The sequence below is a fragment of the Actinomadura rubrisoli genome, from assembly GCF_004349215.1.
GTDB classification, from domain to species: Bacteria; Actinomycetota; Actinomycetes; order Streptosporangiales; family Streptosporangiaceae; genus Spirillospora; species Spirillospora rubrisoli.
The window spans coordinates 1-14066 of the sequence record NZ_SMKU01000248.1 but is presented as its reverse complement, the minus strand read 5'-3'; the positions used below and the strand labels follow the sequence as shown (position 1 = coordinate 14066).

At 72.8% G+C, this 14066-nt stretch carries 11 protein-coding genes; 8 read left to right on the top strand and 3 right to left on the bottom strand.

All coding sequences use genetic code 11. The features are described 5' to 3' along the window. Together E1298_RS33365 and E1298_RS33360 are read right to left on the bottom strand one after the other, a co-directional pair. The coding region (locus E1298_RS33365; protein ID WP_165975804.1) for a transglycosylase domain-containing protein at positions 1–1873 on the bottom strand (1873 nt) is incomplete at its 3' end. Between the two features lie 535 nt (positions 1874–2408). Next, a complete protein-coding gene (locus tag E1298_RS33360; protein WP_243725964.1) occupies positions 2409–3608 on the bottom strand; it encodes an N-acetylglucosamine kinase in 1200 nt (399 codons plus the stop codon). Between the two features lie 61 nt (positions 3609–3669). On the opposite strand from E1298_RS33360, the gene E1298_RS33355 reads away from it, so the two are divergent. The 7 genes from E1298_RS33355 (at position 3670) to E1298_RS33325 (ending at position 11774) form a co-directional block, all read left to right on the top strand. Then, the gene (locus E1298_RS33355) at positions 3670–4632 is read left to right on the top strand and encodes a MurR/RpiR family transcriptional regulator (protein ID WP_243725963.1); all 963 of its coding nucleotides are present in this window, start codon (positions 3670–3672) and stop codon (positions 4630–4632) included. Next, positions 4629–5525, top strand: a complete 897-nt coding sequence (locus tag E1298_RS33350; RefSeq protein ID WP_131900415.1) for an N-acetylmuramic acid 6-phosphate etherase — start codon at positions 4629–4631, stop codon at positions 5523–5525. The genes E1298_RS33355 and E1298_RS33350 overlap by 4 nt, the downstream gene beginning before the upstream one ends. A gap of 359 nt (positions 5526–5884) precedes the next feature. Then, a complete protein-coding gene (locus tag E1298_RS33345) occupies positions 5885–6520 on the top strand; it encodes an HAD family hydrolase (RefSeq protein ID WP_243725962.1) in 636 nt (211 codons plus the stop codon). A 24-nt stretch (positions 6521–6544) separates the two neighbouring features. Beyond that, a complete protein-coding gene (locus E1298_RS33340; RefSeq protein WP_131900411.1) occupies positions 6545–7030 on the top strand; it encodes a DUF6912 family protein in 486 nt (161 codons plus the stop codon). A gap of 261 nt (positions 7031–7291) precedes the next feature. After that, the gene (gene pruA, locus E1298_RS33335; protein ID WP_131900409.1) at positions 7292–8923 is read left to right on the top strand and encodes an L-glutamate gamma-semialdehyde dehydrogenase; all 1632 of its coding nucleotides are present in this window, start codon (positions 7292–7294) and stop codon (positions 8921–8923) included. 87 nt (positions 8924–9010) lie between these two features. Then, a complete protein-coding gene (locus tag E1298_RS33330) occupies positions 9011–9721 on the top strand; it encodes an HAD family hydrolase (RefSeq protein WP_131900407.1) in 711 nt (236 codons plus the stop codon). 91 nt (positions 9722–9812) lie between these two features. Next, positions 9813–11774 (top strand): acetoacetate--CoA ligase, encoded by a 1962-nt coding sequence (locus E1298_RS33325; RefSeq protein WP_131900405.1) that lies wholly within the window; start codon positions 9813–9815, stop codon positions 11772–11774. On the opposite strand, the gene E1298_RS33320 is transcribed toward E1298_RS33325, so the two are convergent. Next, positions 11764–12378: a hypothetical protein gene (locus E1298_RS33320; protein ID WP_131900403.1), complete on the bottom strand. Its 615-nt coding sequence runs from the start codon at positions 12376–12378 to the stop codon at positions 11764–11766. The genes E1298_RS33325 and E1298_RS33320 overlap by 11 nt on opposite strands. 243 nt (positions 12379–12621) lie before the next feature. On the opposite strand from E1298_RS33320, the gene E1298_RS33315 reads away from it, so the two are divergent. Then, a partial coding sequence (locus tag E1298_RS33315; protein ID WP_131900401.1) for a serine/threonine-protein kinase occupies positions 12622–14066 on the top strand: 1445 nt, incomplete at its 3' end.

Sequence of the window (14066 nt, the reverse complement as noted above, 5' to 3'; positions counted from 1 at the left end):
GGGGAGGGGGCGTGTCGTCCCAATCGGCCTTGATGCCGGAGAAGACGGGTTCGGGGAACGCTTCCGCGGGCAGGTCGCGGGTGACCTTCTCCATGAACCACCGCCATACCGAGGACGGGAGGTTCTCCCCGGCGACGCGTCCGGGGAAGCCGGGCAGGTCCTTGAGCGGCGCGGGCCGGGTGTTGGCCATCACCACGGCCGCCGACAGCCGCGGCACGTATCCGACGAACCAGGCCGCGCGGTTGTTGTCGGTCGTCCCCGTCTTGCCGGCCACATCGCGGTCGGGCAGGGCCGCGCGCCGACCCGTCCCCTCGGTGACGGTCGCGCGCAGGGCGTACGTCACCTGCGCCGCCCGCTCGCCGTTGATAACGCGGCGGCCCGGCCGGTGCCACGGGAGCGGGACGTCCTTGCCGCGCGCGTCCACGATCCTGGTGATCAGGTGCGGCGTGACCGCGGTGCCGCCGTTGGCGAGCGCCGCGTACCCGGCCGCCTGGTGGACCGCCGCGACGTCGGCGGTCCCGAGCGCGATCCCGGCCTGCCCCTTGAACGGCTTGAGCGCGGACGCCGGGACCCCGAAGTCCAGCGCGGTCCTCAGCACGTTCGCCACCCCGGCCTCGAAGGCCAGCTTCACATAGCCGGTGTTCACCGACAGGGCGGTCGCCTTGACCAGGTCCATCGCGCCGAGCGAGCCGATCTTCCCGTCGTTGTCGACCCGGTAGCCGGGCGCGGTCATCGGCGTCTCGCTGCCGTCCGGCGCGAACTTGCGCGGCGACTTGCCGCTCACCCGCGACCGGACGCTGAACCCGCGGCGCAGGGCGGCGGCCAGCACGTAGGGCTTGAACGTGGACCCGGCCTGCGCCACCGGGTTGAAGACCGAGTCGAACTGGCTGCGCTTCGGGTCGCCGCCGTAGAACGCTTTGACGGCGCCGTCCGCCGGGTCCACGGCGATGAGGCCGCCGCGCACGTGCCCCGGCCAGCGCGGCTCTTGAGCCCGCTTCATGGCCTGCTCCGCGTACCCCATCCAGCGCGGGTCGAGCCCGGTGTAGATCCTCAGCCGGCCGTTCATGACGCTCTCGACGGGGATGCGCAGGGCGCGCAGCTCGTCCAGGACCCGCTGCCTGACCAGCAGGCTCTGGCCCGACAGCTCCACCCCGCGCCACTCGTCCCGCGTGGCGGGGAAGCGCTGCCGGTCGGCGTCGGCCCGGCTGAGCCTGCCCATCGCGACCATGCCGTCCAGCACGTACCTCCAGCGGGCCCGCAGGGCGCGGGCGGGCCCGTCGTCACCCCGCGTCCGGAAGTACGCCGGACGCTGGATCATCGCGGCGAGCAGCGCGCACTCGGCGACGTTCAGCTGCCAGACGTCCTTGTCGAAGTAGGCGCGGGCCGCGGCCTGCGCGCCCGAGGTCTGGCGGCCGAAGAAGATCGTGTTGAGGTAGAGGTCGAGGATCTCGTCCTTGTCCCGGTGCCGGGCGAGCTTGACCGCGACGAAGATCTCCTTGAACTTGCGCCCGGCGGTCCGGTCCCGGCTGAGCCCCTTGAAGTAGTTGCGGGCGAGCTGCTGGGTGATGGTGGAGCCGCCCTGCGTGGCACCGCCGGACGCGTTGTTCCACAGGGCGCGGACCGTCCCGGCGGGGGAGACGCCGTGGTCGCCGTAGAAGCCGCGGTCCTCGGCGGCCAGCACCGCCCAGCGCAGCCGGTCGGGGATCTGGTCGTGCCGGACGATGTCCCGGTTGGCGCCGAGCCGGAACAGCGGCGTCCGGCCGTCGGCGTAGTAGACGGTGGAGCCCTCGTCGGTGACCCCCGGCTGCGGCTCGGTCGGCAGCGGCGTGCGGAGGTAGGCGACCATGACGGCGCTGACGATCACGCTCAGCACCGTGACAATGCTCACATAGAGACGGCGTCTGCGGGTCCGGCCCGCTCGGCGCCTGCGGTGAGGCCGGGAAAGCGGGGGGCGGACGGCGCGTGCGAGGCGGGCGAGGGCAGGGCGAAGACGCCCCGACCTGGGGAGGGAGTGCATGCGACCTCGTTCGACGTGGTGACGGAGTTGGCCGTCGTCCGGGGTCGCGAGAGCGCACCGAGCGGGCGGTGCCGCCCGACGGGACGGGAGGCCGCTCGAACGGCGCCCTCAGCGGGCCTGCCCAGGCGAGGGCAGGGCCGGGCGCACACGGACGACGCTGCGAAAGAACGCAGCCAAATCGGTACGAGCCACGTCTGTGGCCGGTGGTCCCACCGGTAGCGGACTCAACGCGACCGCTCCGGCGGATCTGTGTCCACCGTGGTCACAACTCAATCACGATGGACCCCGCGCCCGCAGGCGATTGCGGATCTTGTGGGGTCCATCGCGATGAGGCGGACGGCCGGGGCGCCGTCCTCGTCCTCGCACCGGGAGCCGGCCCGGCGGGTGCGGCTCAGCCGGGAAGGGGGTGGCCGAGGCGGCGCAGTGCCAGCCCGGCCGCGCCGACCGCCCCGTCGCCCGCGCTCCGGGGCGCCTCGGCGAACCGGTCGCGCAGCCCGGTGCGGACCGCCTCGGCGACCGGGCCCGAGCGCAGCACCGAGCCGTGCATGACGACCGGCGCGCAGGGGTCGGAGAGGGCCGGGCGCACCGCGTCGACGTCGCGGAGCAGCCACTCGGCGGCCTCCTGCGTGATGCGCCTCGCCACCGGATCACCGGCGGCCGCGGCGGCGGCGACCACGGGGCCGAGGCGGCCCAGGGCGGCGGGCGGGCGGCCGTACACCTCCTTGATGATGGCCTGGGCGAGCTGCGGGTTCGGCGGCGTCCCGGCCATCTCGGGGTGCCCGGGCCCGTCCGGTTGCCCCCGCGCGTCGGGCGTCCCGTCACCGGGCTGCGGATACGGGGAATCGGAGATCAGCACGGCGGTTCCCGTGCCGCCCCCGGAGGACAGGGAGGTGGCGTGGGACAGGGCGGGGGCGCCCGGCGGCGGGGCGGCCTGCGCCGGGGCGCCGGCCAAGGCCAGCGCCCGGTGCTGCCGGACCCGCCGCCGTGCCGAGTCGATCTCCGCGACCACGGTGGCGCCGAGCAGCGCCCGGGGGACCGAATCGGTGAGCAGCGTCGGGGAGCCCCGGCCGTCGTAGGCGGCGAGGGCCGCCCTGACCGCCTCCTTCCCGAGCCAGACCGCGGAACCCTCGTCCCCGACCAGCCAGCCGTAGCCGTCGGCGCGCTGCACGATCGTGCCGTCGCTGATGACCGCCGCCCCGGCACCGGTGCCGGAGAACACCACGATGCCCTTGGGCTCGTTGGTGCCGGCGGCGAACGCCACCGCGATATCGGTCACCACGGCGGGCGCGCCGCGCAGGCCGAAGGACTGCCATGCCTGCCGCGCCGCCGCGACGGCGGCGGGCCGGCCGGCGGAGCCGGCACCGGCGATCCCGAAGACGCCGGTGAGGATGTGGGTGCGGTCCAGGTCCCCGAGCGCCTCCCGCAGGGCGGTGGTCAGCGCCCCCGCGGTGTCGCCTCCGGAGTTGGGGTTGGCCCCGGGGCCGGTGCCGGAACCGGCCAGAGCTCCCCCGAGCGTCAGTACGACACAGCGGGTCTTCGTGCCACCCGCGTCTATACCGACCACGTACGGACCGGCCAAATGGGTCAACACATGGCGACCGTAGCCTTTTCTACCGTTGACGTGACATCCTGCAAGTAAGAAAATTCCTTACATGAGGAAACCGATCGGCCCCGAGCCGGGAAGCGCGGGGGAGCCCGGAGTGCCCAGGGACGAGGCGGCGTCCAAGGATCAGACGCCGCTGAGCACCGTGGTGCGGGTGCGCTCACTCCTGCCCTCGCTGCCCCCCGCCGAGCGAAGAGTCGCTCAACGCGTCATCGACGACCCCGAGGGGGTCGCCAACTCCACCATCACCGAACTCGCCCAGACCTGTGGCACCTCTGAGACCACGGTCATCAGGTTCTGCCGGGCGATCGGGTTTCATGGTTATCCAGAGCTCCGACTGACCCTCGCCACCGAGGCGGGACGGGCCCAGAGCGCCTCCGGCGGCCGGGTCATCGGCAGCGACATCAGTCCCGACGACTCCCTCGAACAGATCGTGGAGAAGGTGACCTTCGCCGACGCGCGTGCCGTGGAGGAGACCGCCGCCCAGCTCGACATCAAGATGCTCGAGCAGGTCGTGGACGCGGTCGTCGCCGCCGACCGCGTGGACGTCTACGGCGTGGGAGCGAGCGCCTTCGTCGCGGCCGACTTCCAGCAGAAGCTCCACCGTATCGGAAGGGTCTGCTCGGCGTGGTCGGACGCCCACATCATGCTCACCAGCGCCGCGGTGCTGGGCAGCGGGGACGTGGCGATCGGGATCTCGCACACGGGCGCGACGGTGGAGACCATCGACGCGCTGGAGGTCGCCAAGAGCAACGGAGTGAAGACCGTGGCGCTGACCAATTTCCCGAAGTCCCCGATCGCGGAGGTGGCCGACCTGATCCTGACGACCGCGGCGCGGGAGACGACCTTCCGCTCCGGCGCCACCGCCAGCAGGCTTGCGCAGCTCACCGTTGTCGACTGCGTCTTCGTCGGTGTGGCGCAGCGCACCTACGGGCCGACCCGCAAGGCCCTGGAAGCCACATTCGAGGCGGTCCGCGGCCGGACCGTGCGACCCGACCGGAGGCGTCGGTGATCGACTGCGAGCTCCCCACCGAGGGCCGGAACCCCCGGACCCTCGACGTCGACACGCTGCCGACCCTGGAGGTGCTGCGACTGATCAACACAGAGGACGCGACCGTGCCGATGGTCGTCGCGTCCGTCCTGCCCGAGGTCGCCCGGCTGGTCGACCTCGCCGTCGAGTCACTGCGCGCGGGCGGGCGCGTCCACTACTTCGGCGCCGGCACGTCCGGACGGCTCGCGGTGATCGACGCCGCCGAGCTGCCCCCGACGTTCGGCATCTGGGGACGCGTCGTCGCCCACCAGGCCGGCGGCCCCGGCGCGCTCTCCCAGGCGGTCTCCGACGTCGAGGACGACGTCGAACTCGGCATCCGGGACGCGCAGGAGGTCCAGGACGGCGACATCGCCATCGGCATCGCCGCGAGCGGCCGCACACCCTACGTGGTGGGCGCGCTGCGCGCGGCGGCCGGCGCCGGGGCGCGCACCGCCCTGATCAGCTGCAACCCGCACACGCCCTACGGCGACGAAGTTGAGGTGCACATCGGCCTCGCCACCGGCCCCGAGGTGATCAGCGGCTCGACCCGCATGAAGGCCGGCACCGCGACCAAGCTGGTGCTCAACTCCTTCTCCACCACGCTGATGGTGCGCCTCGGGCGCACCTACTCCAACCTGATGGTCAGCGTGAACGCGCTGAACTCCAAGCTGCGCGCCCGCTTGGTGCGGATCCTCACCGAGGCGACGGGCATGGACGCCCGCACCTGCGAGAACGCGCTGTCCGAAGCGGGAGGCAACACCCGCGTCGCGCTCGTGTCACTGCTCGGCGAGGTCCCCGCCGCGCGCGCGACCCTGGTCCTACAAGAGACCGACGGCGGCGTCAGGGAGGCGCTGCAACGCCTGAGATCGGCGTAGTTTATTGCATTGCCCTTGGCGTCGGGCCTTGGCGGCCCTCCTTCGGCGGGCAATGCGGCGATCGCTGCATCGCTTCGTCTCGCCTGGCGGCTCGCTGCGCGATCAGTTGCTCGCAAGCTCGCAACTGGCTTCGCACGCGATCGCAACGTTTGGGGTTGTCGCGCCCTCAGGCAACTACCACCTACCTACTGCAGTGCGCCCAGCGGCAGGCGCCAACACGCCCCTCGTCCAACGGGTACTGCGCGCGATCGGTGCAGTGAGCGCAGCGGGCTGTGGGAGAGGTGATGGTGGGGGAGGTGTGCGGCCAGGCTGGCAGAACGGGGTTCGGTATTGGGGTGGGGATCACTTACCATCGGGCCGTGAGCGTCAAAGGTGTGATCACTGACTGGGGCGGTGTCCTCACGTCCCCGCTGAGCGATGCGGTCGGCGCCTGGTTGGCCGCCGACCGCATCGACGCGGAGCGTTATCGCGTGGTGATGCGTGCCTGGGTGAAGCAGGCTTACGACGGGGACGGGATCAACCCCATCCATGGGCTGGAGGACGGCTCGCTTGCCCCCGAGGAGTTCGAGCGGCTCCTGGCGGCCGAGTTGCTGACCGTGGACGGCGGTCCGGTCGCCGCCGCCGGCCTGATCGCCCGTATGTTCGGCGCGTTCGCTCCGGTTGAGCCCATGTACGAGGCGCTGCGCGTGGCCCGTGCCGCCGGGATCCGCACGGCGCTGCTGTCCAACTCGTGGGGCAACCACTACCCGCGCGAGCTGTTCGCCGACCTGTTCGACGCCGTGGTCATCTCGTGCGAGGTCGGGATGCGCAAGCCCGACGAGGGGATCTTCCGGCACGCCGTCGAGCGGCTCGGGCTGGCCCCCGGCGAGTGCGTGTTCATCGACGACATCGAGCACAACGTCACCGCCGCCGAGGCCCTGGGCATCCGGGGCATCCTGCACACCGGCGCCGACACCACCATCGCCGAGTTGCGCGGGTTGGGGGTCCTGCCGTGACGGTCTGGCAGACTGTCTGACCTCATGCGCGTCTACCTGCCGTCCACACTGACGCTCCTCGCCGCCGCCCGCGCCGCGCGCGAGGTCGGTCCTGCTCCGCTCGTCGCGTTCGCGGTGACGCCCGCGCTGCGCGAGTGGTACGCGGACGGTGACCTGGAGGAGCTGGAGTACGCGGCGCTGACCGCGGCGGCCCGCGCGTCGCTGCGCCTGCTGGCCGCCGACCCCGCCGCCCCGCGCCGCCGGGTCGTCCTGGCCGCCGAGGTGCCCGACCAGGCGGTCGCGTGGGGCCGCGGCGACCGCGCCAGGGTCGAGGTGTCGGACGCCGTCCCCTGGACGAAGATCGCGTCCGGCCATGTGGACGACGCGGACGCGTCCGCCGACATCGGCGCCGCCGCGGCCGCCCTGGCCGCCGCCGACGCGGGCGACGACGACGCCCGGTTCGCCGTGGACGGCGCCGACGGCCACGAGCTCCTCTGGTACGCCACCCAGGAACTCGCCCACCTCCCGTAACCTTCCCAGCTCTGCACGCATCGGGGCCGCGCGGACGGGTAGGGACACCAAGGGCACTGCAATAAGCACGCAACAACGCATTAAGCCCCGGCGTCGACGGCCTCGGCGTTGCGATCGCGTGCGAAGCCAGGTTCGAGCGAAGCGAGAACCTGATCGCGAAGCGAGCCGCTAGGCGAGACGGAGCGATGCAGCGATCGCCGCATTGTCCGTTGAAGGAAGGCGTGCAACGCCTGACGCCGAGGGCAATGCAAGGAGACACGAATGGACGCCGTCACTGTTGTTCCGGTACCGGTGAATGAGCCGGTCAAGGGGTATGCGCCGGGGAGCGCCGAGCGGGCTGCGCTTGAAGCCAAGATCAAGGAGTTTGGCGGCGCGGAGACCGAGCTGACGATGACGATCGGGGGCGAGCGGCGTATGGGCGCGGGGGCGCCGATCGACGTCGTGGAGCCTCACAACCGCGGTCATGTCCTCGGCCGGCTGGGCAATGCCGTTGACGCCGATGTGGCCGAGGCCGTCGCCGCCGCGCGTGAGGCGGCGCCCGCCTGGCGGGCCATGGCGGCGGACGACCGTGCCGCGATCTTCCTGCGGGCCGCCGAGCTGCTGGCAGGGCCGTGGCGGGCCACGCTGAACGCCGCCACGATCCTCGGCCAGTCCAAGTCGGTGCAGCAGGCCGAGATCGACGCGGCCTGCGAGCTGATCGACTTCTGGCGGTTCAACGTCGGCTACGCGCGGCAGATCCGCGAGCAGCAGCCGAACTCCTCGCCGGGCGTGTGGAACCGGATGGAGTACCGGCCGCTGGAGGGGTTCGTCCTCGCCATCACCCCGTTCAACTTCAGTGCGATCGCCGGGAACCTGCCCACGGCCCCGGCGCTGATGGGCAACGTGGTGGTCTGGAAGCCGTCCCCGACGCAGCAGCTCGCCGCGCACCACACGATGCGGCTGCTGGAGGCCGCCGGGCTGCCGCCCGGCGTGATCAACCTGGTGACCGGGGACGGGGAGGCCGTCTCGAACGTCGCGCTGCGCCATCCTGAGCTGGCCGGCATCCACTTCACCGGTTCGACCCGCACCTTCCAGCATCTGTGGCGGACGGTCGGCGAGAACATCGGCGGCTACAAGGGCTATCCGCGCATGGTCGGCGAGACCGGCGGCAAGGACTTCGTCGTCGCGCACCCGTCCGCCGATCCGGCCGTGCTGAAGACCGCGCTGATCCGCGGCGCCTTCGAGTACCAGGGGCAGAAGTGCTCCGCCGCGTCCCGCGCGTACATCCCCCGCTCGGTCTGGGACGGGATGCGCGACGAGTTCTGCGCCGAGGTCGACGGGCTGACCATGGGCAACGTCGCCGCGGACCTGTCGGCGTTCATGGGCGCGGTGATCGACGAGCGGGCCTTCGCCAAGCACCGCGCGGCGATCGAGCGGGCCCGGGGGATCTCCTCGATGCGGGTCCTGGCCGGCGGCGGGCTCGACGACTCCGAGGGCTGGTTCGTCCGGCCGACGGTCCTGGAGTCCTCCGATCCCACCGACGAGATCTTCACCACCGAGTACTTCGGCCCGATCCTCGGCGTCCACGTCTACGACGACCGCGACTACGACTCCGTCCTGCACCAGATGGAGGGCATCGCGGAGTACGGGCTGACCGGCGCGATCGTGGCGCGGGACCGGGCGGCGATCGCGGCCGCCACCGACTCCCTCCGCTTCGCCGCGGGCAACTTCTACATCAACGACAAGCCGACCGGCGCGGTCGTCGGCCAGCAGCCGTTCGGCGGCGCGCGCGCCAGCGGCACCAACGACAAGGCCGGGTCGGTGTTCAACCTGCTCCGGTGGGTGAACGTCCGGTCGATCAAGGAGACGTTCGTGCCGGCGACCGACTACCGCTACCCGCATATGGGCCCCTGACGGCGCCCGGTTGCGGTGAGCGCCCGATAAGCTCGCTCCACGCCGCGGGCGCCGGTCCCGGCGCCCGCCGACGCGCATGGGAACGGGATGTCGACGCTCAACCGTCTGGTGCTGTGGAACATCGACCACACCCTGGTCGACGTCGGGCGGATCACCCGGGACGCCTACGCCGAGGCGTTCCAGCGGACGGTCGGGCGCCCCCTCCTGCGGCTCGCGCCCACCCCCGGCCGCACCGAGTCGGAGATCATCTTCGAGACGCTGGCGTTCAACGACGTCGTCACGACCGACGACCACCTGCACGCGTTCATGGCCGCGCTCGCCGAGGCGTTCGCGACCCGCCGCGCCGACCTGCGCGCCCACGGCCGGGTGCTGGCCGGGGCCCGCGAGGCCGTCGAGGCCCTCTCGCACGTTCCCGGCGTCGTCCAGTCCGTCCTGACCGGGTCGGTGCGGCCCAACGCGGTGCTCAAGGTGACCGAGCTGGGCCTTGCCCCGCACCTCGATCTGGACTCCGGCGGCTACGAGAACGGCGTCTACAGCAAGGCCGCGCTGCTGGAGCTGGCCCGCACGCGCGCCGGGGAGCGGCACGGCACCGGCTACCCCGAGTCCGCGACCGTCTACATCGCCGACTCGCCCCGCGACGTCCAGGCCGCGCGCATCGCCGGCTCCCCGATGATCGCGGTCGCCACCGGCAGTGCCACCGAGGCCGAGCTGCGATCGGCCGGCGCCGGGCGGGTCCTGGCGACGCTCGCCGACACCCACGCGGTGGTGAGCGCGGTCGCCGAGCTCACCCGTCTCTGACCGCGCAAGATCGGGGAAGTTGCGCGGGCCGTGCGGCGGGACCGATATTGGGGATGGTCCGCGTAGTGCGGCGCGGCGGAAGGGGAGAGAGATGTCCCGTGACCATGAGGTCTCCGAGGGCTCGGCCCTGTGGGAGCCGTCGGAGCAGGTCGTCGCGAACGCGCGGGTGACCCGCTTCGTCCACTGGCTCTGGGACCGGGGCGTGCGCGCCGAGTCCTACGACGACCTGTGGCGCTGGTCGGTCACGGAGGTCGACGCGTTCTGGGACGCGGTCTGGAGCCACTTCGAGGTCGTCGGCACGCGCGGCGACGGCCCGGTCCGCGCGGGCGGCCCCATGCCGGTGGACGGGCTGCGCTGGTTCCCCGGCGCGACGCTCAACTACGCCGCCAACGCGCTGCGGAGGGCCTCCGAGGCCCCAGACGAGACCGCCGTGGTCTTCCGGTCCGAGGCCGGCGGGCACCGCGTCCTGCCCTACCGCGAGCTGGCCCTGCACGTGGCCGAGGTCCGCGCGGGCCTGGCCGACCTGGGCGTCGGCAAGGGCGACCGGGTGGCGGCCTACCTGCCCAACATCCCCGAGGCGCTGATCTGCTTCCTGGCGACGGCCTCGCTCGGCGCGATCTGGTCGTCCTGCTCCCCGGACTTCGGATCGTCCTCGGTGATCGACCGGTTCGCGCAGATCGAGCCGAAGGTCCTCATCGCCGTGGACGGCTACGCCTACAACGGCAAGCGGTTCGACCGCCGCGACGTCGTCGCCGAGATCGAGGCCGCGCTGCCCACCCTCGCCGCCACCGTCCTGATCCCCTACCTGGACCCGGCCGCCTCCCCGGACGGGCTGCGGCTGGGCGTGCCCTACCGCGACCTGCCCCGCCGCGGCCACGACACCCTGGAGTTCGAGGACGTCCCGTTCGACCACCCGCTGTGGGTCGTCTACTCGTCCGGGACGACCGGGCTGCCCAAGCCGATCGTCCACGGGCACGGCGGCGTCGTCCTGGAACACCTCAAGGCCCTGTCGTTCCACCAGGACCTCGGCCCCGGGGACGTGTTCTTCTGGTACACCACCACCGGCTGGATGATGTGGAACTACCTCATCGGCGGCCTGCTGGTGGGCTCCACCGTCGTCATGTACGACGGTGCCCCCCTCGACCTGTGGACGCTCGCCGCCGAGACCGGCGTCACCTACATGGGAGTCGGCGCGCCGTACATCATGGCGTCCGCCAAGGAGGGCCGCACCCCCGGACGCGACCTCGACCTGTCCGGCCTGCGCGGCATCGGCTCCACCGGCTCGCCGCTGCCGCCCGAGGGCTTCGCCTGGGTGTACGACGCGGTCGGCTCCGACCTGCTCCTCGGCTCGTTCTCCGGTGGCACCGACCTGTGCACCGGCTTCGTCGGCCCGTCCCCGCTGCTGCCGCTCCGCGCGGGCGTCATCCAGTGCCGCGGGCTGGGCGCGAAGGTCGAGGCGTTCGGCGACGATGGCGAGCCCGTCGTCGGCGAGGTCGGCGAGCTGGTCATCACCGAGCCGATGCCGTCCATGCCGGTCTCCTTCTGGAAGGACGAGGGCGGCGAGCGGTACCGCGACTCCTACTTCGGCATGTATCCGGGCGTGTGGCGGCACGGCGACTGGATCAAGATCCTGCCGGACGGCGGCTGCGTCATCTACGGCCGTTCCGACTCCACCCTGAACCGCGGCGGCGTCCGCATGGGCACCGCCGACTTCTACCGGGTCGTCGAGGCGTTCGAGGAGATCGCCGACAGCCTCGTCATCGACACCGGCCGCCTCGGCCAGGAGGGCCGCCTGCTCCTGTACGTCCAGCTCGCGCCGGGCGTGTCCCTCGCCGACGACCTGGTGGCGCGGCTCAAGCGCGAGATCCGCTCCGCATTGTCGCCCCGCCACGTCCCGGACGAGATCAACGCGGTCCCCGGCATCCCCCGCACCCTGTCGGGCAAGAAGCTGGAGGTCCCCGTCCGCAAGATCCTCCAGGGCACCCCGGTCGACCGGGCCGCCAACCGCGACTCCCTGGCCAACCCCGAGGTGCTGGTGCACTTCACGCCCTAAGCCTGCGTTCGCCGTAGGCCGCGATATCAGCGCGGCGGTACAGGCGCCGGACCCGGCCGCCGCCGAGCCGCTCGACGCGCGCCGGCTCCGGCCAGCCCGCAGGCGGGCGCTTGGGGTAGACGGTGACGCTCGTCTGCGCGAGGCCGAGGATCCGCGCGGCCTCGGCGAGCGTGACCAGGTCGTCGACCCCCGTCCCGCTCCCGGACGCGGCCTGCGGCGGACGGTCCCGGTGGGCCTCGTACCAGGCGGTCCACTCGGCCTCGTCCCAGTACAGGGCCTTGCCCGCGCGGTGCGCCGGCTCCGGGTGGCCGTTGGAGGCGCGGTCGGCCCAGAGCTGCTTGAGGCGGTGACGGCTGAGGCCGTGGCGCGCGGCCAGCTCGTCCCGGGAGACGGCGCCGGACGGGACGGCGGGCCCCCGCGCGGCGTACCAGTCGTCCCAGGCGGCCGCGTCCCAGACGAGCTGGGAGCCGATCGTCCCGGCCGGTTCGGGGTGGCCGGTGCGCTCGCGCTCGCGGTACCACTTCTCCAGCGTGCTTCGTCCGAGCCCGTATGCATCCATCAGTTCGGCGCGGGTATAGGCGCGGCGTCCGCCCAGTGTGGTCACCGGCACAGTCTTGCGGAGCGGAAGCGGTGTTCGCACGGCGTCAGGGCGGAGGTCGCGGCACTAGGGTGGTGCTGCGGCCCAAATGTGTCCGAACGGAAGCGGTGGGTCAGATCGCGCCGTATGGTCGCAGGGCCGGGTGAACTTCCCCGTGGTTTGGGGCGTCACATAAGGGGAGCGCCGGCCTGCGACGAACGGCCCGTGACCCGTTCGGTCCGTCGATTTGGGAGAGGGACGGTTCCACGCATGGAGGTTGGGGCGCTGCGGTCCGGTGATCCGGAACGGCTGGGTCCGTACGCCTTGATCGGACGGGTGGGGGAGGGCGGCCAGGGCACCGTCTTCCTCGGCACGGACGACGACGGCCGCCAGGTCGCGATCAAGCTGCTGCACTCCGAGCTGACCTCCGACGACAAGGCGCGCGCCCGGTTCCTGCGGGAGCTGGAGGTCGCCAAGCGCGTCGCGCCGTTCTGCACCGCCCAGGTGATCGACGCCGACGTGGACGGAGATCGGCCCTACATCGTCAGCGAGTACGTCCGGGGGCCCTCGCTCAACCAGCACGTCACCCAGGACGGCCCGCTCCGCGGCGCCGCCCTCGACCGGCTCGCCGTGGGCACCGCGACCGCCCTCGCCGCGATCCACCAGGCCGAGATCATCCACCGGGACTTCAAGCCCCACAACGTGCTGATCGGCCCGGACGGCCCGCGCGTCATCGACTTCGGCGTGGCCCGCGCCATCAGCGGCTCCACCACGCTCACCAGCCGGGTGATCGGCACCCCGTCCTACATGGCGCCCGAGCAGATCCGCGGCGACGAGGTCGGCACCGCCGCCGACGTGTTCTGCTGGGCGGTCACGCTCGCGTTCGCGGCCACCGGCGAGCCGCCGTTCGGCCAGGACACCATCCCCGCCGTCATCAACCGGATCCTGCACGAGGAGCCCGACCTCGGCGACCTCGACGGCCCGCTGCGCGACCTCGTCACCGACTGCCTGGACAAGGACGCCGAGCGGCGCCCGCCCGCGCGGCTGGTGCTGATGCGCCTGCTCGGGCACGAGGAGGCCGCCGCCCCGGTCGCCGAGAGCGCCCGACCGGCGGGCGACGCCGACGAGACGGCGATGCTCGCCGTCGGCAGTGTCCTGGCCGCCGAGACAGGCGACGACGCCGCGGACGGGCCGCTCGCCGCGGCCGGTGCCGCCGGTGCCGCCGGTGCCGCAGCGGCCGGGCGGGACGGCCGCGACGACCTCAGCGACCTGGGCCTGGGACGGGAAGCCGGTCAGGCCGGCCCGGACCAGACTCAGGTGGGCGGCGCGCCCGAGCGGCTGCCGACGCCCGCCGAGTGGGCTGCGGGCAACACCCTTCCGCGCGACCTCCCTGCGGCGCGGGGCGGGCACGGCCTGCGGAAAGTCGTCACCGGCCCGGGCCGCTCGGCCGTACTGGCCGGCGCCGCCGCGCTGATCGTCGCGATCGTGGCGGTCTCCGCGGCGCTCGTGTTCGGCTCGGGCGACAAGGGCAAGGCCGGGCAGAAGGTCAGCGACCCCAGCGAGCCGCCCGCGTCGAGCGAGACCGTCCCGAGCACGGGGCCGTCGACCCGGCGGCCGGTCGAGCAGCAGTCCGAGCGGCCCTCCAGCCCGTCGCCGTCCCCGAGCGTGTCGCCGACGCCCAGCCGGTCCCCGTCGCCCAGCCCGTCGCCCACCCC